At 48.0% G+C, this 21,879-nt stretch carries 24 protein-coding genes; all 24 read left to right on the forward strand.

Annotated features, from left to right (window positions below):
- The first annotated feature begins 50 nt into the window (after positions 1-50).
- Positions 51-893, forward strand: coding sequence for a MotA/TolQ/ExbB proton channel family protein (locus WBG78_RS19890; protein ID WP_337328229.1), 843 nt, complete (start codon positions 51-53; stop codon positions 891-893).
- Between the two features lie 53 nt (positions 894-946).
- Positions 947-1,573: an ExbD/TolR family protein gene (locus tag WBG78_RS19895; protein WP_337328230.1), complete on the forward strand. Its 627-nt coding sequence runs from the start codon at positions 947-949 to the stop codon at positions 1,571-1,573.
- 33 nt (positions 1,574-1,606) lie between these two features.
- Positions 1,607-2,119, forward strand: coding sequence for an ExbD/TolR family protein (locus WBG78_RS19900; protein ID WP_337328231.1), 513 nt, complete (start codon positions 1,607-1,609; stop codon positions 2,117-2,119).
- The gene (locus WBG78_RS19905) at positions 2,116-2,913 is read left to right on the forward strand and encodes an energy transducer TonB (RefSeq protein ID WP_337328232.1); all 798 of its coding nucleotides are present in this window, start codon (positions 2,116-2,118) and stop codon (positions 2,911-2,913) included. The genes WBG78_RS19900 and WBG78_RS19905 overlap by 4 nt, the downstream gene beginning before the upstream one ends.
- 95 nt (positions 2,914-3,008) lie before the next feature.
- Positions 3,009-3,182 carry a hypothetical protein gene (locus tag WBG78_RS19910; protein WP_337328233.1) on the forward strand — a complete coding sequence of 58 codons (174 nt, stop codon included), beginning with the start codon at positions 3,009-3,011 and terminating at the stop codon, positions 3,180-3,182.
- The gene (locus WBG78_RS19915) at positions 3,179-4,123 is read left to right on the forward strand and encodes a PstS family phosphate ABC transporter substrate-binding protein (protein WP_337328234.1); all 945 of its coding nucleotides are present in this window, start codon (positions 3,179-3,181) and stop codon (positions 4,121-4,123) included. Before WBG78_RS19910 ends, WBG78_RS19915 begins: the two co-directional genes overlap by 4 nt.
- Before the next feature lie 184 nt (positions 4,124-4,307).
- Positions 4,308-5,957 carry a tetratricopeptide repeat protein gene (locus tag WBG78_RS19920; protein WP_337328235.1) on the forward strand — a complete coding sequence of 550 codons (1,650 nt, stop codon included), beginning with the start codon at positions 4,308-4,310 and terminating at the stop codon, positions 5,955-5,957.
- Between the two features lie 224 nt (positions 5,958-6,181).
- Complete coding sequence (locus tag WBG78_RS19925) at positions 6,182-6,859, forward strand: MotA/TolQ/ExbB proton channel family protein (RefSeq protein ID WP_337328236.1); 678 nt, start codon at positions 6,182-6,184, stop codon at positions 6,857-6,859.
- The gene (locus tag WBG78_RS19930; protein ID WP_337328237.1) at positions 6,856-7,254 is read left to right on the forward strand and encodes an ExbD/TolR family protein; all 399 of its coding nucleotides are present in this window, start codon (positions 6,856-6,858) and stop codon (positions 7,252-7,254) included. The genes WBG78_RS19925 and WBG78_RS19930 overlap by 4 nt, the downstream gene beginning before the upstream one ends.
- A gap of 123 nt (positions 7,255-7,377) precedes the next feature.
- On the forward strand, positions 7,378-7,749 hold the full coding sequence (locus WBG78_RS19935) for an NADH-quinone oxidoreductase subunit A (RefSeq protein ID WP_337328238.1): 372 nt from the start codon (positions 7,378-7,380) through the stop codon (positions 7,747-7,749).
- Between the two features lie 15 nt (positions 7,750-7,764).
- A complete protein-coding gene (locus tag WBG78_RS19940) occupies positions 7,765-8,325 on the forward strand; it encodes an NADH-quinone oxidoreductase subunit B (RefSeq protein ID WP_337328239.1) in 561 nt (186 codons plus the stop codon).
- Positions 8,326-8,373: 48 nt separating this feature from the next.
- A complete protein-coding gene (locus tag WBG78_RS19945; RefSeq protein ID WP_337328240.1) occupies positions 8,374-8,874 on the forward strand; it encodes an NADH-quinone oxidoreductase subunit C in 501 nt (166 codons plus the stop codon).
- Positions 8,875-8,883: 9 nt separating this feature from the next.
- Positions 8,884-10,092 carry an NADH dehydrogenase (quinone) subunit D gene (gene nuoD / locus WBG78_RS19950; RefSeq protein WP_337328241.1) on the forward strand — a complete coding sequence of 403 codons (1,209 nt, stop codon included), beginning with the start codon at positions 8,884-8,886 and terminating at the stop codon, positions 10,090-10,092.
- A 118-nt stretch (positions 10,093-10,210) separates the two neighbouring features.
- Entirely contained in the window at positions 10,211-10,744 is a 534-nt protein-coding gene (gene nuoE / locus WBG78_RS19955) for an NADH-quinone oxidoreductase subunit NuoE (protein WP_337328242.1), read from the forward strand.
- A gap of 31 nt (positions 10,745-10,775) precedes the next feature.
- Complete coding sequence (nuoF, locus tag WBG78_RS19960; RefSeq protein WP_337328243.1) at positions 10,776-12,131, forward strand: NADH-quinone oxidoreductase subunit NuoF; 1,356 nt, start codon at positions 10,776-10,778, stop codon at positions 12,129-12,131.
- A gap of 27 nt (positions 12,132-12,158) precedes the next feature.
- Positions 12,159-13,163, forward strand: a complete 1,005-nt coding sequence (locus WBG78_RS19965) for a 2Fe-2S iron-sulfur cluster-binding protein (RefSeq protein WP_337328244.1) — start codon at positions 12,159-12,161, stop codon at positions 13,161-13,163.
- Entirely contained in the window at positions 13,160-14,203 is a 1,044-nt protein-coding gene (gene nuoH / locus WBG78_RS19970) for an NADH-quinone oxidoreductase subunit NuoH (protein WP_337328245.1), read from the forward strand. Before WBG78_RS19965 ends, nuoH begins: the two co-directional genes overlap by 4 nt.
- A 45-nt stretch (positions 14,204-14,248) precedes the next feature.
- Positions 14,249-14,812, forward strand: coding sequence for a NuoI/complex I 23 kDa subunit family protein (locus WBG78_RS19975; protein WP_337328246.1), 564 nt, complete (start codon positions 14,249-14,251; stop codon positions 14,810-14,812).
- Between the two features lie 12 nt (positions 14,813-14,824).
- Positions 14,825-15,328 (forward strand): NADH-quinone oxidoreductase subunit J family protein, encoded by a 504-nt coding sequence (locus tag WBG78_RS19980; RefSeq protein WP_337328247.1) that lies wholly within the window; start codon positions 14,825-14,827, stop codon positions 15,326-15,328.
- A gap of 30 nt (positions 15,329-15,358) precedes the next feature.
- Positions 15,359-15,670: an NADH-quinone oxidoreductase subunit NuoK gene (gene nuoK, locus WBG78_RS19985; protein WP_337328248.1), complete on the forward strand. Its 312-nt coding sequence runs from the start codon at positions 15,359-15,361 to the stop codon at positions 15,668-15,670.
- Complete coding sequence (gene nuoL / locus WBG78_RS19990) at positions 15,664-17,568, forward strand: NADH-quinone oxidoreductase subunit L (RefSeq protein WP_337328249.1); 1,905 nt, start codon at positions 15,664-15,666, stop codon at positions 17,566-17,568. Before nuoK ends, nuoL begins: the two co-directional genes overlap by 7 nt.
- 145 nt (positions 17,569-17,713) lie before the next feature.
- Positions 17,714-19,183: a complex I subunit 4 family protein gene (locus WBG78_RS19995; RefSeq protein WP_337328250.1), complete on the forward strand. Its 1,470-nt coding sequence runs from the start codon at positions 17,714-17,716 to the stop codon at positions 19,181-19,183.
- Positions 19,184-19,186: 3 nt separating this feature from the next.
- Positions 19,187-20,560 (forward strand): NADH-quinone oxidoreductase subunit N, encoded by a 1,374-nt coding sequence (locus tag WBG78_RS20000; RefSeq protein WP_337328251.1) that lies wholly within the window; start codon positions 19,187-19,189, stop codon positions 20,558-20,560.
- Between the two features lie 667 nt (positions 20,561-21,227).
- Entirely contained in the window at positions 21,228-21,662 is a 435-nt protein-coding gene (locus WBG78_RS20005) for a CBS domain-containing protein (RefSeq protein WP_337328252.1), read from the forward strand.
- The last annotated feature ends 217 nt before the right edge of the window (positions 21,663-21,879 follow it).

Here is a 21,879-nt window from a genome sequence, read left to right on the forward strand (position 1 = left end):
GTACTTTTAACCAAAAACAAGTAGAAACCTTAACATTCAACCTTTCAAGTATGAAAACTTCAACTTCATCAGCAGCTTCTTCTTCTTCATCCTTGGGCGAAAGCCTCAAATCCGGCTTCGCGGCATCGGTCATCCTGATCGAGCTTATTATCGGATTTATCGTTTGGAAATTTGTGCTTGGAGATCCTTCGCACTTCGTTGGTGGCGACCCTGAAAACCACCCACTGGAAGGCGACTATTTCGGAATCTTCTATAAAGGTGGTTATCTGGTACCGCTGGCTATCGGTCTCCTGCTGATGACGCTCACTTTTGCAATCGAACGTATTATCACTATCAGCCGCGCTAAAGGCAAAGGCAACATCAAGGTATTTGTGCAACGCATCCGTTCACTCGTATCTTCTGGTAACATCTCTCAGGCTATTGCTGAGTGCGACAAGCAAAAAGGTTCAGTAGCTAACGTTGTGAAAGCTGGTCTTAGCAAATACACTGAGCTCGTAAACAACAACACTATCGAGCCTGAGAAAAAAATCGCTATGGTTCAGAAGGACATCGAAGAAACTACTTCTCTCGAGATGCCTATGCTCGAAAAGAACCTCGTTATCCTCGCGACGATCGCTTCTATTGCAACTCTTATTGGTCTGTTGGGTACAGTATTGGGTATGATCAAGGCGTTTGCCGGTCTTGCACAAGCTGGTGCTCCTGACTCAGTAGGTCTTGCTAACGGTATCTCTGAAGCCTTGATCAACACAGCTCTTGGTATCGGTACTTCAGCTCTGGCCATCATTTTCTACAACTTCTTTACAAGCAGAATTGACGAATTGACTTACGGTATTGACGAAGCTGGATATAGCATCGTACAAAACTTCACTGCTACGCAGAAAGGTCATCATTGATCCGCGTAGTCATTGATTGAAACTGATTTGACTATAAAGACAAAGTTCAGAATATGGGAAAGATAAAAATGCACCGGACTACTCCTTCATTGGATATGACTCCCATGGTGGACCTTGGCTTCTTGCTGGTAACATTCTTTATGCTCACGGCCACGGCTGTACCTGACGAACCCGTCACGGTAAACACGCCATCGTCAGCATCTGAAATTAAGATTCCTGAAACGAACATATTGCTCCTCACTATTTCGAACGACGGGCGGGTGTTCTTCAGCATGGATGGAAAATTTCACCGTCAGGAGTTACTCAAGAAGGTGGGTGAACGCTATGGTATTCAGTTCTCTGAACAGGATGCTGCACGTTTTGGCGTAATGTCAAGCTTCGGGCTCCCTATCGGGAACCTTCAGGAGTTCATCAACCTTCCCCCGGAAAAGAGGAAAGAGGTGAATCAGCCTGGCATTCCAGTAGATTCACTCAACAATCAACTTAAGGATTGGGTAATTTTCGCACGTACAACAAACCCGCAATTGCGTATCGCAATCAAGGGCGATGGAAATGCAGACTATCCGACAGTTGAGAAGGTAATGAACACTCTGGTTGACAACAGGATTAACCGTTTCAACCTGATTACCAACATGGAACAAGCCGGCACCGGCGCTGCAGCGGCGGAACCCGCACACTAATAACTTGGTGAATAACCATTAACAAGTAAAAACATGGCAGAAATTTCACAAGGCGGTGGCGGTGGTAGTAAGGATGGCAAAGTCCGTGTCAAAAAGTCGTCTACAAAGATTGACATGACACCAATGGTGGACTTGGCGTTCCTTCTTCTCACCTTCTTCATTCTTACAACCACCCTGAATAAGCCTCAGACCATGGAATTGACCATGCCTGAGAAAGAAAAAGAAGGCGATAAACCGCCGGAAGTAAACGAGAAGAAAGTTGTGACCCTTATTCTTGGCCCACAGGATAAGATTTATTGGTATGTGGGTATTACTGACCCCAAAGTGGAGCTTACGAATTTCTCAAAAGATGGCATTCGCAAGATTCTCACCAGCAAGGACAAAGAGATCCCTGGCATGATTATTCTGATCAAACCTGGTAAGGAGTCGAAATACAAGAATCTTGTCGACATTCTTGACGAGATGACTATTACGAGTATGAAACGTTTTGCACTCGTGAAAATCACGACTGCAGATGAAGATTTAGTTAAAGAATCCAATTTATGAGTGCAGCAGTAGACAACAAGAAGTGGGAAGACATTGTCTTCGAAGACCGCAACAAAGCGTATGGCGCGTATTTTCTGCGCAGGTCCTACTCCAAGCACGTTGTACTTGGAGCAGTCTTTACCTTTAGCTTGTTCGTGTTGGTATTCGCTTCTCCTTACATCGCGGAGTTCTTAAAAGGTCAGGATGAAGAAGTGGTAACGGAAACCAAGACCGTGAAATACACGGACCTGGCGCCTCCTCCGCCAATTCAGAACACTCCTCCTCCTCCGCAAATCAACATTCCTCCGCCGGTGAAGACGGTTATCAAGTTCCTTCCTCCGAAGGTAACAGATAAGGAAATCGTTGAAGAAGAAGAGATGCCAACTATCGAAGAGATCAAGCAAAACGACGTCGGCGCAGAAACAGTTGAAGGTACAGGCGAAGTAGTATTCGATGAACCTGTTGCAGAAGTAGCTAAAGAAGAAGTTGACGAAGACGTGGTCTTTACAGTAGTTGAACAGCAGGCGGAATTTCCTGGTGGCATGGAAGCCCTTGTGAAATTCCTTCAGAAAAACGTGAAGTATCCTGCTATTGCTCGTCGTATGGGTGTTGAAGGATCTGTATTCGTAAGCTTTGTTGTAGACAGAGCGGGTGCGATCAGCGACATTCAGATAGTAAAAGGTATCAGCGCAGAGTGCGATAAGGAAGCTGTCCGTGTGGTAGGCATGATGCCTCCCTGGAAGCCAGGTAAGCAAAACGGTAAGGCTGTAAAGTCACGCTTTGTTCTTCCTGTTAAGTTTAAGCTTGCTACCTAAGCAGTCGTTCGACTGCAAGCGTTCAGAAGTTATCATACATATCGTCACGCTACAATCAAACATCGGTTGTGGCGTGACGATTTTTCAAAACCAACATGAAATATCTTGGGTTGGCCATGGCTGTCATTTATATCGGCGCTGGCATTGCATTGCTGATTAAGGCTGGCAGTTCGTTGCGCATCCCTACTCAGTACACTATACCGTTGGGCATTGTCTTAATTGCTTACGGCGCATATCGGGGCTATAACAGTTTCAAGAATTATCAATGAACAGATTATTGATTGTATTGCTCGGTATCATTTTTCTCGCTGCCTGTTCGGGCAAGAGCAGCAAACCAAGTGACACACCCACGTCCGGAAACATTACGATCACTGTTGACGAAGCTTTAAAGCCATTAATTGAAGCTGAGGTTGCGGCCTTTGAAAGCATCTACGCAAACGCCCACATCAGGGTGATTTACACAAGTGAGGAAGAAGCCATCGCCCTGATGCTGAAAGATTCCGCACGGGCCACCATCGTAAGCCGAAAGCTTGTTCCGGAAGAAGCGGAGATCCTCACCAAACAACAATACAAACCAAGGCAATTAAAAGTCGCAACCAGCGCAATTGCCCTGATTGTGAACAACAACAATGGAGATACGACCATTTCAATGGGCGATCTGAAGAAAATACTTAGCGGCGAGATCCAGTCATGGGGCTGGAACCATCCGCCAAAGAAAGGCAACTCTGCTGGCATGGAAGTTGTCTTTGACCAACCAAACTCCGGGATATTGCGCCATCTGAAGGACTCTGTAATTCGATTTGACACGTTACAGAAGAACTGGTTTGCACTGAAGGGCAATAGCGAAGTTATTGATTATGTGTCGAAGAAGCCGGAGGCACTTGGTTTGATAGATGTTAGCTGGATCAGCGATCGCGACGATTCTACAGCAAATAAGTTTCTGGATGCTGTAAGGGTTGTTCGCATCTCTGAGGATTCGGGGTCTTATCAACCGTACCAGGCATATATCGCGCAGGGCCGTTATCCGCTCAAGCGCGACGTGGTCATGATCAGCCGTGAAGCAAAGAGTGGGTTGGCAAGTGGGTTTATGTCTTTCATTGCGGGCGAAAAAGGTCAGCGTGTAGTATTGAAAGCAGGTCTGGTACCTGCAACAATGCCTGTAAGGATTGTCGAGATTAATAGAGATCCGATAAGTATTAGTCCGGAATAGGAGTAGTATTTAGTCCTGAGTCCTGAGTATTTAGTTGGTGATTAGTATTGATAGTAACTAGTCAATACGACAGCTAAACTTAAGTACTCACAACTTTATGTACTATGTACAACTCAGGACTAACGACTAAGGACTAAAGACTAGAGTATTCAACCTTTAACAACTAGTAGATAACTAAACAATCATGAAAACAAGAAGTCTGATGAAGAGTAGATTCGGATTAGCCTGTTTCGTAGCGGCGAGCCTGCTGGTCGGGCAAACGGAATTTGCCGTGGCGCAAGGAACGGAAATTGCCGAGGCAAAGCACCTCGTAGAAATTGATCAATCCAAGAAAGCACTTGACGTGCTTACCAAGGCTGCTTCAACATATCCAACGTCACCTGCAGTGTTTTATAATCTGGGCTTGCTTCAGCTCAAGATGAATAAGCGTCAGGAAGCACTTCAAGCTTTTGACAAGGGTATAGCTGCTGATCCAAAGGATGCACTAAACATCGCTGGAAAGGGTCACCTCTCCATGCTCGAAGCAAATGCGGCCAAGGCGAAGCTTGACTTCGACAAGGCCCTTTCAATGACGAAATCAAAGAATGTAGAGGTAATGCAAGCTGTAGCGCGCGGTTACATGGTTGACCCCAAGCGTGCCACCGAAACAGTTACACTGTTGACAACAGCAAAGGGAAAGGATGACCACAATCCTGAAACATTTATTCTGCTGGGTGACGCATATCTTCAGCTGAACGACGGCGGAAAGGCCGTGTCAGCGTACGAAACTGCTGCCGCCCTTGACCAGAAGAATGCCCTTGCGCATTACAAGGTTGGTAGAGTTTATCTGCGCTCCAGGAACTACGATGCTGCTCAGGAATCTTTTTCAAAAGCCATTTCGATCGACCCTAATTATGCGCTCGCATACAAGGAGCAAGGCGAATTGTACTATCAAATGTCGAAAGGTACAGATGCCGTGAAGGCGTATGAGAAGTTTATCTCTTTGACTGAGTCACCAGAGAAGTACCAGTCTAAGCTGGCGTTTTACTATCTGATGGCAAAGGACTTCAAAAAGGCAAACGACATCTTCAAGCAACTAGTATCAAAGGACAGTACGAACGCGACGATCCTCAAGTATTACGGTGTGTCACAATATGAATCGAAGGATTCGGTTGGAGCACGTAGCACCTTCGAACAATATCTGGCGAAGCAAAAACCAGAAGCGATAGAGGCAGCTGACTACAACTACTATGGTAAGGTGTTGTTGAAACTGAAACAAGATTCTCTTGCCATGCAGGCATTCGAAAAGAGTGTGACCATGGAAGATAAGCAGCCTAATATCCATGAGACGATGGCACAGACTTACTTTGCCAATAAGAAATATGCAGAGTCGGTGGCTTCCTACAGAAAGCTGTTTCAATACCGTAAACCATCTTCTCAGGACCTGTTTAACCTGGGGCGTGCACAGTATTATGCTGAAGATTATGTAAAAGCTGATTCGACATTTGCTGCACTCGGTGTACTTCAGCCCAACATGACAGTTGTAGACATGTGGGCAGCGCGCAGCAAAGCTTCACAGGATTCGACTTCTGAAAATGGCTTGGCAAAGCCTTATTATGAGAAGCTTGTTCAAAAGGTTAGCACGGCCGCCAGCAAGAGCAAGAACGATAACGCTATGCTGACAGAGGCTTATCTGTATCTGGGATACTACAGCTACCTCAAGGGACAAAACTCTGCAGCGAAGGATTTTTATCAGAAGGTACTGGCGATCGATCCAAAGAATGAAAAAGCTACTGTAGCCATCAAGGCATTGACGGCACCGCCGCCGAAGCCAAAAGGATCTACCGGTAAATAGAATTAAAGGACTGTCCAGGGGCTAGCAGGGCAACGTGGCGGAAATAACATGAGTTTTTGTTAAAGGTTCCCCATGTTCGTTGATTAGTTCAACAACCGCTTTTGAAGCACGTTGCTCCTGCCCTGGCCATCTTTAAATGGCCCCAAAAATAGGAATCGCAGCTGTAATTGGAAAATTGCTAATATTGCGGAGGTTTTTTTGTACACTCCAATTTTTTCGATTACATGCTCATACTCGCTCAAATTGCTCAAGACACCGTATCCGTTACGCCTTCAGCACAGGAGGGTCTCTCACTTCTGACCCTGGTTATGAAGGGCGGCGCCGTAATGATCCCAATTGTTATTCTCTGGATCATTGCCACCTACATCTTCATTGAACGGTATCTCTACCTGCGTCAAAAAACAAAACGCCAGAAGGATTTTCTCGACAACATCATCCGCATGATCAAGGGCGGTGACGTGCGCGGAGCACTTCATTATGCCGACAAGGATGAAACTTCTACAGGCAGAATTCTTCTCGCCGGACTTCAATACATCGGCAAACCCATCAAAGAAATTGAAACTATGATGGAGTCTGTCGCCAACATCGAAGTCGGTGAAATGGAGAAGAACACCTCTTACCTTGGCATCATCGCCGGCGTGGCGCCCATGCTTGGTTTTATCGGTACAATATCCGGTATCATCAACATCTTTTACAGCATTTCCCTCACAGACAATATCAGCATCGGTATTATCGCCGGTGGTCTTTACGAAAAGATGGTTACCAGTGGAGCGGGCCTGATCGTGGGTGTTTGTGCCTATGCGGCATATCACATCCTGAACCAGCTCATCTCTAAGTTTACACTTCGTGTACAACGCGATTCATTGGAGTTCATTCGTTACATCGTAAGCCCTGTAGAATGAAAATCAAGCGGAAAAATCATTTCGCGGCAGAGGTAGCGACGTCGTCACTGAACGACATTATGTTCTTTTTGCTTCTGTTCTTTCTGATCATCTCAACAATCACCAACCCAAACGTTATCAAGGTTCTGTTACCGCGTTCCAGCGCGAGTCAGGCTTTGTCCAAGCAGCCGATTGTTGTCACAATTACCGAAAACAGACAATATTACATTAATAAAAGACCTGTTCCGGTCAACGATTTAGACGAGGAATTGGTTAAGGCATGTGAAGGGTTGAAGGAGCCCACAGTAGTATTACACGCCGCGGCGACACTGTCAGTACAGGACCTGGTAAACGTCATGCAGGTAGGTGCGCGCCATAAGATTAAAATGGTATTAGCGACCAGCAAAGCCGATTAGCATTTTCAGGAGCGATCAGCTGGTGCAAACGTGAGCGGCAATCAAACGTATGCGTAATATTATGTTGGTTTTCGTATAGAGATTACACCAAGAAAAACTGAAATTAGCGCGTTCTAACAAGGAATGGAAAATACACAACTACTCGAATATGCACCGATCGCCATAATGTTCGTTCTGGCGTTCGGATTTGTAGCTACGACGATGATTGCGACACATGCATTCGGTCCCAAGCGCAAGTCGAAAGTGAAAGATGACACGTTTGAATGCGGTATCGAGGCGAAAGGAAATGCGCGTGCGCCGTTCAACATCAAGTATTTCCTCGTGGCCATATTGTTTGTGTTGTTCGATGTGGAAGTAATATTTATGTATCCCTGGGCAGTTAATTTCAAGGACCTTGGACGTACAGGTTTTATAGAAATGAGTGTCTTCGTGGGCCTTTTGCTGGTGGGCTTTTTCTACCTGAAACGCAAGGGTGCCCTTCACTGGGAAGAATAATATAAAGGAGAATCTATGCAGACTGTAGCGAATACATCGGGAGTAACATTAGGCGAAAAACCGCCTGGCATTGAAGGCGCCGGATTTTTTGCTACCAGCCTTGAGAAGGTGGTAGGCATGGCGCGTAAGAACTCCATATGGCCCCTCCCCTTTGCCACCTCATGCTGCGGCATTGAGTTCATGGCGACCATGGGAGCCCATTATGATCTTGCACGTTTCGGCTCTGAAAGATTGAGCTTTTCACCCCGTCAGGCGGACCTGCTTATGGTGATGGGAACCATTGCCAAGAAGATGGGCCCGGTGCTGCGTCAGGTATACGAGCAAATGGCAGAACCCCGGTGGGTGTTGTCAGTAGGAGCATGTGCCTGCAGCGGTGGAATTTTTGATACCTATAGCGTATTGCAGGGTATCGATCGCATTATACCTGTCGACGTGTATGTGCCCGGATGTCCTCCGAGGCCGGAACAAATTATCGACGGCGTAATGAAGATTCAGCACCTTGTTGAAACGGAATCGCTGCGTCGCCGCGAGTCGCCGGAGTACAAGGCTATGCTGAACAAATATGGAATCGAATAATGGATGAGGGTAACAATGCCACATTCATTTAAATAAGGGAAGCACTAAATGGAAGTCTCCAGTCAGGAAAAAGTAATCGCCACATTGAAAGAGAAGTATGAAGATGAGATTCTTCATGTCGAAACGCCTTACAACTTTCTAACGGTAACTTTAAAAAAAGAGAAGATCGTCGAAATCATCAGATTCCTGTACGATCACCCCAACCTCCGCTTCCAATACCTCACTACCCTCGGCGGTATTCACTATCCCGAACTGAAGCAGATCGCAGTTTTTTATCAGCTCCACAATCTCTATTCAAACGAGCGCCTGCGACTGAAGATCTATCTGCCTGAGGAAAAGCCTGTCACCGAAACAATAACGCCCATATTTGCCGGCGCAAACTGGCTGGAGCGTGAAACGTACGACTTTTACGGAGTCATATTCGAAGGCCATCCCAACCTCAAGCGCGTGCTGAATGTGGAGGATATGATCATCTTCCCTATGCGCAAGGAGTACCCTCTCGAAGACCAGACCCGCGACGACAAAAACGACGACATGTTCGGACGATAATTCAAGACCATGAACGTAAACGAATCACTGATCGATAAACCGGAAGCTGAAGAAAAGCAGTATACAACGCTCAACCTTGGCCCTACCCACCCTGCCACGCACGGTATCTTTCAGAATGTTCTCACTATGGACGGTGAGGTGATCGTCAATGCAGAACCGACGATCGGCTATATCCACCGCGCATTCGAAAAGCTTGCAGAGCGCAGGCCCTACAATCAAATCACGCCAATAACGGACCGTCTTAATTATTGCTCGTCGCCGATCAATAACATCGGCTGGCACATGACGGTTGAAAAGTTGCTGGGCACTGAAATACCGAAGCGGGTTCAATATCTGCGCGTGATCATCATGGAGCTGGCCCGCATCACTGACCACCTCGTGTGTAACGCTGTTATCGGTGTTGATACCGGTGCGCTTACAGGATTCGTGTACATGTTCCAGCAGCGCGAAGCTGTATATGAAATCTACGAGGAAATCTGTGGGGCGCGTCTCACGACGAACATCGGACGCATTGGTGGCTTCGAGCGTGACTTCTCGCAAAAGGCCTGGGATAAGATCAACAAGTTCCTGAAGGAGTTTCCTGAAGTATTGAAAGAATTCGAAAACCTGCTGAAGCGCAACCGGATCTTTATGGACCGGACGATTGGTGCCGGAGGAATTAATTCCGAAAGGGCATTGAGCTACAGCTTCTCAGGTCCCAACCTGCGGGCTACGGGCATCGATTACGATGTTCGTGTAGCGAGCCCGTATTCATCATACGAAGATTTTGACTTTATCATTCCAGTGGGCACAAATGGCGACGTTTATGATCGCTTTATGGTACGCCAGGAAGAAATGTGGCAAAGTCTGAGCATTATCAAGCAGGCCATGGCCAAGCTGCCTGCGGGTCCTTTCCACGCCGACGTGCCCGAGTTCTACCTTCCTCCCAAGCAGGAAGTGTATAACGATATGGAGGCACTTATCTACCACTTCAAGATTGTAATGGGCGAAACCGAGATCCCGAAGGGTGAGGTTTACCATTGTGTGGAGGGCGGTAACGGCGAGCTGGGATTCTATCTCATCAGCGACGGCGGAAGAACGCCATACAGGCTTCAGTTCCGCAGACCATGCTTCATTTACTATCAGGCCTATCCGGAAATCATCAAAGGATCGATGCTTTCGGATGCCATCCTGACAATGAGTAGCATGAATGTAATCGCGGGCGAGCTCGACGCATAGGCCACGGGTGAGGCCGGCTTTAAGCCACGCCTCCGCGTTAATAAAGCAGACGACAGCCAGGACTGAGACAAAAGAACTGGCGAACGAAATAGAAGGAAAGAAAACATTAGTAGTGAACATGAGCTCGGATAAGCCAACATTCTCAACTGAAACCCTGGCGCTGGTCAACAGGATCATTGCACGCTACCCGGAAGGCCGGCAAAAGTCAGCGCTGCTCCCCGTGTTGCACCTGGCACAATCGGAGTTTGGCGGTTGGCTTAGCCCTGCCACGATGGATTACGTGGCATCATTGCTTAGCATCAAGCCGATTGAGGTGTACGAGGTAGCCACGTTCTACTCTATGTACAACACTGAACCCGTTGGTAATTGTCTCATTGAAGTTTGCCAGACCGGTCCATGCTGGTTGCGCGGTTCAGACGATATCGTTGAGCACCTCGAAAAGAAGCTGGGCATAAAGAATGGCGAAACAACGGCAGACGGTATGTTCACCCTGAAAACTGTTGAGTGCCTTGGTTCCTGTGGAACGGCCCCCATGCTTCAGTGTGGCGCTGAATATTACGAGAACCTCACCCCTGAAAAAGCTGAAGAGCTGGTCGACAAGCTTCGTGCTTCCGGCCAACGGAGTAGTTATATGAAAAGTGCGCGCGTGTGATTGATCACCGGCGCTAAGTGTGTTTTATCCTATGGGAAAGAAAATATTACTGGAACATGAGAATGTTCCCGGAATTGAAACGTTCGACGTTTATCGAAGCAAGGGCGGTTACGCTTCAGTAGAGAAGGCGTTGAAAACCATGACACCTGACCAGGTCACGGAAGAGGTAAAAACCTCAGGCGTGCGCGGTCGTGGTGGTGCGGGCTTCCCCGCGGGTATGAAATGGAGCTTCCTGGATAGAAAGTCCGATAAGCCCCGCTACCTGGTATGCAATGCCGATGAAAGCGAGCCAGGTACTTTCAAGGACCGCTATCTCATGGAGCGCATCCCTCACCTGCTCATCGAAGGTATGATCACCTCCAGCTATGCGCTGGGCGCGAAGACTTCCTATATCTACGTTCGCGGAGAATACATGTATGTGATTCGCATACTGGAACGCGCCATTGAAGAGGCACGTGCGGCGGGATTTGTTGGTAAAAACATTCTCGGCACCGACTACTCACTCGAACTATATGTTCAGCCTGGCGCCGGTGCTTACATATGTGGCGAAGAGACCGCATTGCTCGAATCGCTGGAAGGCAAGCGTGGAAACCCAAGGTTAAAGCCACCCTTCCCTGCTATTGCAGGCTTGTATGCCAGCCCTACCGTGGTAAACAACGTGGAAACGATCTGTGCTGTAGTTCCGATCATCAATAATTCGGGCAACGCGTATAGCCAGATCGGTATCGGCAAGAGCACTGGAACAAAACTCATCTCTGCCAGCGGTCACATCAACAAGCCCGGCGTTTATGAAATCGACCTGGGATTGCCAGTAGAAGAATTTATTTATTCCGACGAATACTGCGGCGGTATCTGGAAAGGAAGAAAGCTGAAGGCTGTTGTGGCCGGAGGTTCTTCTGTGCCGATCCTGCCTGCTAATCTGATATTGAAGACAGCCAAGGGCGAGCCTCGCCTGATGAGCTATGAATCGTTGTCTGACGGTGGGTTCGCTACGGGTACGATGCTTGGATCAGGTGGCTTCATCGTGATGGATGAAACAGCTTGTATCGTCAGGAACCTGTGGACATTTACCCGGTTCTATCACCATGAGTCTTGCGGACAATGCAGTCCGTGCCGTGAAGGAACAGGGTGGATGGAGAAAGTTCTTCATCGCATCGAGCATGGTCATGGGCACATGGACGACATCGATCTGCTGGTTGACGTCGCCAAGAAGATAGAAGGTAATACGATCTGCCCTCTGGGAGATGCCGCTGCATGGCCTGTAGCCAGTGCGATACGTCATTTCCGTGATGAGTTTGAATATCACGTGAGGTTCCCGGAAAAAGTAAAGAACCCCAAACACTTTGAAATAGAACCGATGGAAGCGGCGCTGGCTACGGCCCGCTGAAGCATCGAAGTATAGCAATAGCGCAATATGGCAAAAGTAACGATAGATGGCGTTGAGGTTGAAGTTCCGGATGGAACAACTATCCTTAATGCAGCACGTCAGATAGGCGGAGAGCTTGTACCTCCCGCGATGTGTTATTACTCGACTTTAAAAGATACGGGAGGAAAGTGCCGCGTATGTCTCGTGAAAGTAACGCAGGGATCTGCTAAAGATCCTCGTCCCATGCCGAAGCTCGTTGCCTCGTGCCGGACTCCGGTAATGGATGGCATGGTGGTGCAGAACATCACGTCGCCTGAAGTGCTTGAAGCGCGTAAGGGTGTCGTCGAATTCCTGCTCATCAATCACCCGCTTGATTGCCCCATCTGCGATCAGGCAGGAGAATGTGACCTGCAGAATCTTGCTTACGAGCATGGTGCAGCGAAAACACGCTACGAGGAAGACCGCCGCACATTCGAAAAGATCGACATTGGCGATAAGATAAAACTGCACATGACGCGTTGCATCCTCTGCTACCGTTGCACGTTTGTTGCTGACCAGCTTACCAAAGAGCGCGTTCACGGCGTCTTGAATCGTGGCGATGCTTCAGAGATCAGCACATATATCGAGAAAGCAGTGGACAACGACTTCTCGGGCAATATGATTGACGTATGTCCAGTGGGTGCGCTTACTGATAAGACATTCCGTTTCAAAAGCCGCGTGTGGTTTACCAACCCGGTGGATGCACATCGTGACTGCGATAAGTGCTGCGGCAAGGTGGTACTGTTCACAAAAGGCGATGATGTATTGCGTGTATCTGCCCGCAAGGATCAATACGGCGAAGTGAAGGAATACATCTGTAACGAATGCCGCTACGACCATAAGAACATGAACGACTGGGTAATTGAAGGTCCCCGTCACATCGATCGTCATTCCGTGATTTCACAGAATCACTATGAGAAGATCGATCTCCAGAAGCTCAAGCGTGAGATCGACCGTCAGATCGTCTTCCAGAAAGGCCGGCAACTTGAACAATCTAACGACTCAGCAGCATGATCGATTTCTTTATCTATAAAGCATCGCTATCGGGAGCCATATTCGGACTCACTCTTTTTATTGCTGCGTATTCAACTTATGCAGAACGTAAAGTAGCTGCATTTCTGCAAGACCGTATCGGTCCGGACCGTGCGGGTCCTTTCGGAATTTTCCAACCCCTCGCTGATGGTTTGAAATTCATCATGAAGGAGGAAATGATTCCGGTAGTATCGAACAAGTTTCTGTTTATCGCCGGACCTTGTATTGCCATGCTCACAGCACTTATGGCTGGCGTTATCATTCCCTGGGGCGGTACGATCACCATTAACGGAACTGCATACTCACTTCAGATCGCGGATCTCAACATTGGTATCCTCTACGTATTTGGCGTTGTTTCGATCGGTGTTTACGGAATTATGATCGGCGGTTGGGCCTCCAACAACAAGTTCTCGTTGCTCGGCGCGATTCGTGCCTCTGCACAGATGATCAGCTACGAGATTGCCATGGGTCTCTCGATTATTGCACTCATCATCATGACCGGCACATTGAGCCTCGGCGAAATTGCTGCGAATCAGGCGGGCGGCGTTGGCGGTGACTGGAACTTCTGGAACGTAGTTTACCAACCCGTTGGATTCCTCATCTTCCTGATCTGCGCATTTGCTGAGTGTAACAGAACACCCTTCGACCTTCCTGAATGTGAGACCGAACTGGTAGGTGGATATCATACGGAGTACAGCAGTATGAAGCTCGGCTTTTACCTGTTTGCAGAATATATCAACATGTTCGTGTCGGCGGCAGTAATGTCGACGCTTTACTTTGGTGGATACAATTTCCCCTTCATGAATGATCTGGGATTGTCTCCAAATGCCATCACGACCATTGGCACTATAGTATTATTTGGAAAGATCTCCTTCTTCATCTTCTTCTTCATGTGGATCCGCTGGACAATTCCACGCTTCCGCTATGATCAGCTGATGAATCTGGGCTGGAAAATACTCATCCCCCTGGCGGTGGTGAACATTTTCGTAACAGGACTGTTCTTAACCTTTTTCGGTAACTAATATCGCACCGGGTTTCGGCTAGAAGCCGGCCCTGCATAAAGAGCTATGCTAACGAATCGATCGAAATTAGTAGTCAAGAAAGAAATGACGCTGGCGGAGCGGATGTACCTCCCTGCCATATTCGGTGGTATCATTATCACGATAAAGCATTTGTTTCAACGGAAGGCTACTGTAAAATATCCCGAAACGACGCGCGAGATCAGCGCAGTATGGAGAGGGCAGCACGTACTGAAGCGCGACGACAAAGGGGCGGAGAGATGTACAGCCTGTGGGCTTTGTGCTGTGGCCTGTCCTGCCGAAGCAATCACAATGACTTCCGGCGAGCGCAAAAAGGGTGAAGAAAAACTGTATCGCGAAGAGAAGTATGCAACGACGTACGAGATCAACATGCTTCGCTGCATTTTCTGTGGTTTGTGTGAAGAGGCATGTCCCAAAGAAGCTATCTTCCTTACGGATCGCATTCTCCCCACTGACTATTCGCGTGACGGTTTCATTTTCGGAAAAGATAAGCTTGTAGAAAAGGTTGATGACCGCGTGGATGTCACTAAACGACAAACAGCTGAAGTACTCGCCTTCAAACAGCAAAAAAGATTGAGTCATAATAAGTAATTGACCACCGCAGTGACGCTCAACGTATTTTACTTTCTTTCATTTGTTGCCATCTTCAGCGCGCTGATGGTGGTTTTCTCCAAGAACCCTGTTCACAGCGTTCTCTATCTCATCATCACCTTCTTTTGCATTGGAGGACACTACCTCCTGCTGAATGCTGAATTTCTTTTTATCGTACACATCATAGTGTATGCAGGCGCGATCATGGTCTTGTTCCTTTACGTGATCATGATGCTTAACCTCAACAAGGAATCGGAGCCTCACAAGAGCACGCTGCTCAAAGTGGCTGCTACGATTTGTTCGGGACTACTCATCATCGTTTTGGTTGGATCGCTGAAGGGCACGGAACTGATGATGACACAGCAACCAGCCGACATAAGCATTAGTACTGTAAAAAGCCTGGGCAAGGTAATGTTCAATGATTTTCTGCTTCCATTTGAAATAACTTCCGTGTTGTTGCTGGCTGCTATGGTCGGTGCCATCATGGTGGGGAAATCGGAAACAGCAGAACGGTAGCAACTTGTCCATAGGTTCAAATAGTTCGACATGATCAACAACATTCCCATAGACTACTACATCTGGCTTGCCGCGGCTTTGTTTACCATCGGCGTGCTGGGCGTACTTTATCGACGCAACGCAATCATCATCTTCATGTGCATAGAGCTTATGCTGAATGCCGTGAACCTTGTGATGGTTGCATTCTCCAGCTACCTCAATGATGGCGCGGGACAAGTCTTTGTCTTTTTCATTATGGCCGTTGCCGCTGCTGAAGTGGGCGTCGGATTGGCCATCCTCGTGCTTATGCACCGGAATACAAAAACAGTAGACATCAACGTATTGAATCGTTTAAAATGGTAGGCGCGCAATTAGTGGCATTGTTGATTCCTTTGTTCCCATTGCTGGGATTTCTCATCGTGGCTTTAAACGTGAAGAAGGTAAGCCATGGTTTTGCATCGACTGTTGCTTGTGGATCGGTGTTGATCTCCTTTATCTTATCGGTATTTGCCTTTGTCCAGCTTCTTGGTGGCACTCCTTCAATTGAAGTAACTCTGTTTCGCTGGATCAGCGCCGGCGGCTTTTCGGCAACGATGAGCTTCCTCATCGATCCGCTGTCGTCACTCATGCTGCTCATCATTACCGGCGTTGGATTTCTGATCCACGTATATTCGGTGGGTTACATGCATGGCGATGAAGGATATAATCGCTTCTTCTCTTATCTGAACCTGTTCGTGTTCTTCATGTTGCTGCTCGTAATGGGCGCCAACTACCTGGTCATGTTTATCGGCTGGGAAGGTGTGGGTCTCTGCTCCTACCTGCTCATCGGATTCTGGTTCAAGAACCAGGCCTACAACGATGCCGCTAACAAGGCCTTTATCATGAACCGCATTGGTGACCTGGGCATGTTGCTCGGTATCATCCTGATCATTGTAAACTTTGGAAGCATTCAGTACACCGAAGTATTCCCTAAAGCATCTTCCGTTGATGCCGGTACGGTCACACTTATTACTATGCTGCTGTTTGTTGGCGCAATGGGTAAGAGCGCACAGATTCCTTTGTATACGTGGTTGCCAGATGCTATGGCGGGTCCTACTCCCGTATCTGCCCTCATCCACGCGGCCACGATGGTGACGGCAGGTGTGTACATGGTTGCACGTAATAACGTGTTGTATGCAATGTCGTCCGCTACACTCGAAATGATCGTGATTATCGGTCTTGCCACTGCTCTCTTCGCAGCAACCATTGCTCTCACACAAAACGACATTAAGAAAGTACTCGCCTATTCGACCGTATCGCAGCTCGGACTCATGTTCCTTGCCTTAGGATTAGGCGCATTCACGAGCGGTATCTTTCACATGGCAACACACGCTTTCTTTAAGGCGCTGTTGTTCCTTGGAGCAGGTAGCGTGATTCATGCCATGCACCACGAGCAGGATATACGCAAGATGGGTGGACTGAAGAAATATCTGCCCGTGACATATGCCACGTTCCTCATCGGTGTATTGGCGATCTCTGGTATTCCACCATTTGCCGGTTTCTTCTCGAAGGACGAGATCCTGGCCAGTGCCTTTGCGCATAGCAAGGTTGTTTGGGCCGTTGCCGTAATCGCATCGCTGCTCACCTCCTTCTATATGTTCCGCCTGTTGTTCCTCACTTTCTTCGGCAATACGCGCGCAAGCCACGATACTATTCATCACATTCACGAATCTCCAAAAAGCATAACCACCCCGTTGATTGTGCTTGCCGGATTGTCGGTTGTGGGTGGTTTCATGGGTGTCCCTGAAGCATTGGGTGGATCGCATTGGTTGAGCAACTTCCTCGCGCCGGTTTTTGAACCGTCCAAAGGCCTGATCGAGGCACATCACCTTAGCCATAGTACCGAATACATGTTAATGGCTGTGATTGTTCTACTCACGCTCGGATTTATCGGTTTCGCTTATTCACGCTACGTAAGCAAGGCACATGTGCCGGCAGCTGAAGGACAAATCAGCAGCGGCTTGCAGCGCACCTTATACAACAAGTATTACGTGGATGAAATCTACGATGCTATTGTCGTAAAACCTTTGTACTGGATATCCAGCGTATTTGATAAAGTAGTTGAAACCCTGGGCATCGACGGTTTAGTAAACGCGTCGGGCAAAGCAGTGGTAGAAGGAAGCAAGACAGCGAGAAAACTACAAACGGGAAGCATTGGCTTTTACATCTTCATGATGGTAATCGGCATTGTGCTCGTGCTGTCAGCTGTATTTATGAAGTAGTATTGAGTCGTTAGTCCTGAGTCCTGAGTTGGTCCATTGTAGTTTAGTATGGATAGAACATAACGGAACAGAGAAAGCTAATGACTCAAAGACTAGTAACCAGATACTAAGGACTAAAGACTAAGGACTAAGGACTAATTAAGCCATGACCGTATTTCTCATATTTTTCCCTTTGCTTGTTTCACTATTTATATTCCTGGTGAGACCTGCGCAGGCCAAAACGATCGCATTTGCGGCCTCGGTTGTCGAGCTGTTGGCCACCCTCTATATCACCACGCAGTTCAGCAAGAATGAATTGTTTCAATTCGTGCTTGATGTTCCATGGATCCAGTCTTTAGGATTGAACTTTGCCGTAGGCATCGATGGCATATCGCTCGTACTTGTACTGCTTACCACTTTACTGGTTCCCGGTATCATACTCTCCACGCGCAATAAGCAATTCGCGAAGCCACACACCTTTTATGGCCTCGTACTGATGATGGAGATGGCTTTGGTAGGTGTATTTGTCGCTCTTGACGGACTGTTGTTCTATCTCTTCTGGGAAATCGCCCTTATTCCAATTTACTTCATATGCCTCATCTGGGGCGGTGAAGACCGTGGTCGCATCACATTGAAGTTCTTCATTTATACGCTCGCAGGAAGCTTGTTCATGCTCATCGGACTTGTCTACCTGTACCTCGCGACACCAGGGGAACATACTTTCGCGCTTGCAGCACTTTATGAAGCAGGCCAGGCGTTGTCGCCAGGCGAGCAAGGGTTCGTGTTCTGGCTGATGTTCGTAGCATTTGCCATCAAGATGCCAGTGTTTCCTTTTCATACATGGCAGCCCGATACCTATACCGTTGCGCCCACACAGGGAACGATGCTGTTATCAGGAATCATGCTGAAGATGGGTATTTACGGTGTGATCCGTTGGCTGATACCGATGGTCCCTGCTGGTGTGGCCGCCTGGGGGCCTACAGCGATCATCATCTCTGTGATCGGTATTGTTTATGGTTCATGCATCGCCATCGTTCAAAAGGATTTCAAGAGACTTATTGCCTATTCTTCTGTCGCTCACGTTGGGCTTATCGCTGCCGGCACGTTCACGCTTAGCGTGGTTGGTTTGCAAGGAGCAATGATTCAAATGGTGAGCCACGGTATCGTGGTGTTCGGCATGTTCTACATCGTTGACGTCGTTGCTGAACGCACCAAGACACGCACACTGGACAGTCTCGGCGGTATCCGTAACGTGGCGCCAATATTCGCGACCGTGTTCGTGATCGTCATGCTGGGTAGCGTGGCGTTGCCGCTCACAAGCGGATTCGTCGGTGAATTCCTTTTAATCAACTCGATATTCCAATATCAATACGTACTCGGCGCGATCGCTGGTTTGACCATCATCCTCGGCGCAGTTTACATGTTGAGGACTTTCCAGAAGTCGATGTCAGGTGAGGTGAACAACGTGACCGCTGGTTTTGCAGACCTCACTACTGAAGAGAAGTGGGTGTTGTATCCAGTGGTTGTGCTGATCATATTGATCGGTATCTACCCGGCTCCTCTTCTTGAGTTGTCGGAGCCGGCCGTTACGAACCTGTTGAAAGTGTACTCGAATTTGTCAGCATCAGTTAAGTAAGAAATGAACGCACTATTTGTCATCTGTGGTCTTGGTATAGCAGCGCTCGTCGCGGAGATCGTCAATCTGAAAAAGTGGTTGACTGCCTTTGTGATTGTTGGGCTGGTGGCAGCCATGGCTACCATCTTCATCGACTTTGGCACTTCGACGATGCATTTCAGCGAGATGCTGCAGTTCGATAATTTCTCTCTTGCGTTCAGTGGCCTCATCGTGGTAACCACTATCTTCTGGTTCTGGCTCGCAAATGATTACTTCCGACTTCAACCACATATTACCGACAGAACAGCGCTGGTGTTGTTCACCGTAGCGGGCGCTGTCATCATGGCGTCATTCAACAACATGGCCATGCTGTTCCTCGGCATTGAGATTCTGTCGATTTCACTTTACGTTCTTGCCGGCAGCCGGAAAGAGAGTTTGTTTTCTACGGAGGCCGCCTTCAAATACTTCCTCATGGGTTCGTTTGCAACAGGCTTCCTCCTCATGGGTATTGCTCTGATCTATGGTGCGACCGGCGCATTCCATCTCACGAAGATTGCCGAGTTCATCGACGCCAATCCGGCAGGACTTCCAACGTTCTTTTATGCGGGTATACTGTTAATGTTCATTGGATTAGCTTTCAAGATATCTGCTGTGCCATTTCATTTCTGGGCCCCGGATGTATATGAAGGTGCTCCCACGTCTATCACAGCGTTTATGTCGACCGTTGTGAAGATCGCAGCACTTGCCGCCTTCTATCGCGTATTCTTTATCTTCTCATCAGTTGACCACACTTTAACCAGAGTGATTCAGGGTACAACAATTCTGACACTGGTCATACCCAATATCACGGCGGTATATCAGCAAAACGTGAAGCGCATGCTTGCTTACTCAAGCGTGGGTCATGTGGGTTACATTCTGCTGGGCTTCCTTGCCAATGCAACGGAGAGCGCCAATGCCATCTTCTATTATCTCTGTGCTTATGCGTGCGCGTCACTCACTGCTTTTGCCGTGCTTCATGTTATTGGAAGCTACAATCGGTCTACAACGGTAGAATACTTCAACGGCCTGTTTAAGAGGAATCCGATCCTGGCAGTAGCCATGACATTTGCATTGCTGTCGCTTGCTGCCATCCCTCCTCTTCCGGGATTCTTCGGTAAGTATATGATTTTTGCTATGGCTATCGAGCAAGGCTATACAGGCCTTGTAATCCTGGCGATCATTACTTCTCTTATTGGCGTCTACTACTACTTCCGCATCATTATAGCGATGTACTTCCAGGAGCCCTCAGCTGAGCCGTTGTCGCTGGGCACCTCAACGCGCGTATTATTGATTGCGCTTATCGCGATAAGCCTCATCCTGACCATTTGTGCTGACCGGTTTGTCGGCCTGGTGGGCTGAGCAACTGTACGATTAACACGTGTTAAATCGTGCTCGTCTTTCTCTATAGATCTCCTATAGTGCTTCTATAGCTGCTCTATACTTTCTCTATATGCGCTCTATACTTTTCTATACCTGCTCTATACTTCTCTACACTTCTCTAGACAGTCAAGGATTGCGGTCGTTGCGTATAGCGAACAGGTTGGAGTAAGTGTCCGACCAGCCAGAGACTTACCAGAGACTTACCAGAGGTAAGACTTTTTACGCTGTTCCACCGCTCCTGTGACGCTCCCGCTTCGCTCTTTTACCGCTCTCACTACGCTCTCCCAACGCTCTCTTCCCACACTTTCCCAGTCTCTTGCCGCACTCTCATCGCACTTTTCCACACTCCACCCAGACTTTTACCACACTTTCCCAGACTTAGCCGGATAGACACTCCCTTTACGATTCGGGCATAGCAGAAATTATGCTCAGGACGCTCACGGCGCTAAACGAACAGTTCATTTTTTTCAGCTCCATGAGGAAACGCCAAGCCAACGTGTGGTTGCGCACACACCCGGGGAAACGGGGCAATTTGGATAGGCTGCTGAATTTTTTTTTGATCAACCGCATGTCAGTTTGCCCGACGCTCTCGTTGCATCTTTTGATGAAAAGCCTTATCTTCAATCGATTGCAACAAGTTTCACGCATGGGAAAAGTCAAACACATCTTACAGACCAAGGGCAATTCGATCTTTGCCGTTGCGCCGTCCGTCATGGTATACGAAGCCATAGAAATTATGTGCGAAAAGAATATTGGCGGGCTTCTAATCGTGGAAGAAGGACGGCTGGTTGGCATCTTTACAGAACGCGACTACGCACGAAAGATCATCCTGAAAGGCAAATCTTCGAAGGAAACCCCAATCAGCGACATCATGACCTCTAACCTCGTTACTGTGGATTCAGAAACCACCATCGAGGAGTGCATGCAGGTTATGGTTTCGTGCAAGATCCGTCACCTTCCCGTGGTTGACGATGGGTTGCTGGTCGGCATCATCTCAATTGGAGATGTGGTGCGGTCCGTCATCGATGAACAGAAAGTCATTATTCACCACCTGGAGACATACATCACGGGTCAGGCCTGAGCCTTTCAGGCTCTCCCAACGTCCTCTCCTTGTCCTCTGCCCTGCCGGGTTGGAGTGAGCTTGCTTTGGCTAAGCCGTAGTTAAAAGATCCTGGCCTGAATTCGGGAACCGGGATTTCCACTTTCATCTCCTCTTTCTGAAAGGACACAAAGGCTTAAAAAGGCTCACAAAGACGATACATAGACGATATAAAGGCTATGCATTGTGGATGCGCAGT

It is taken from the genome of Chryseolinea sp. T2, assembly GCF_037203685.1.
Taxonomy (GTDB): Bacteria; Bacteroidota; Bacteroidia; order Cytophagales; family Cyclobacteriaceae; genus Chryseolinea.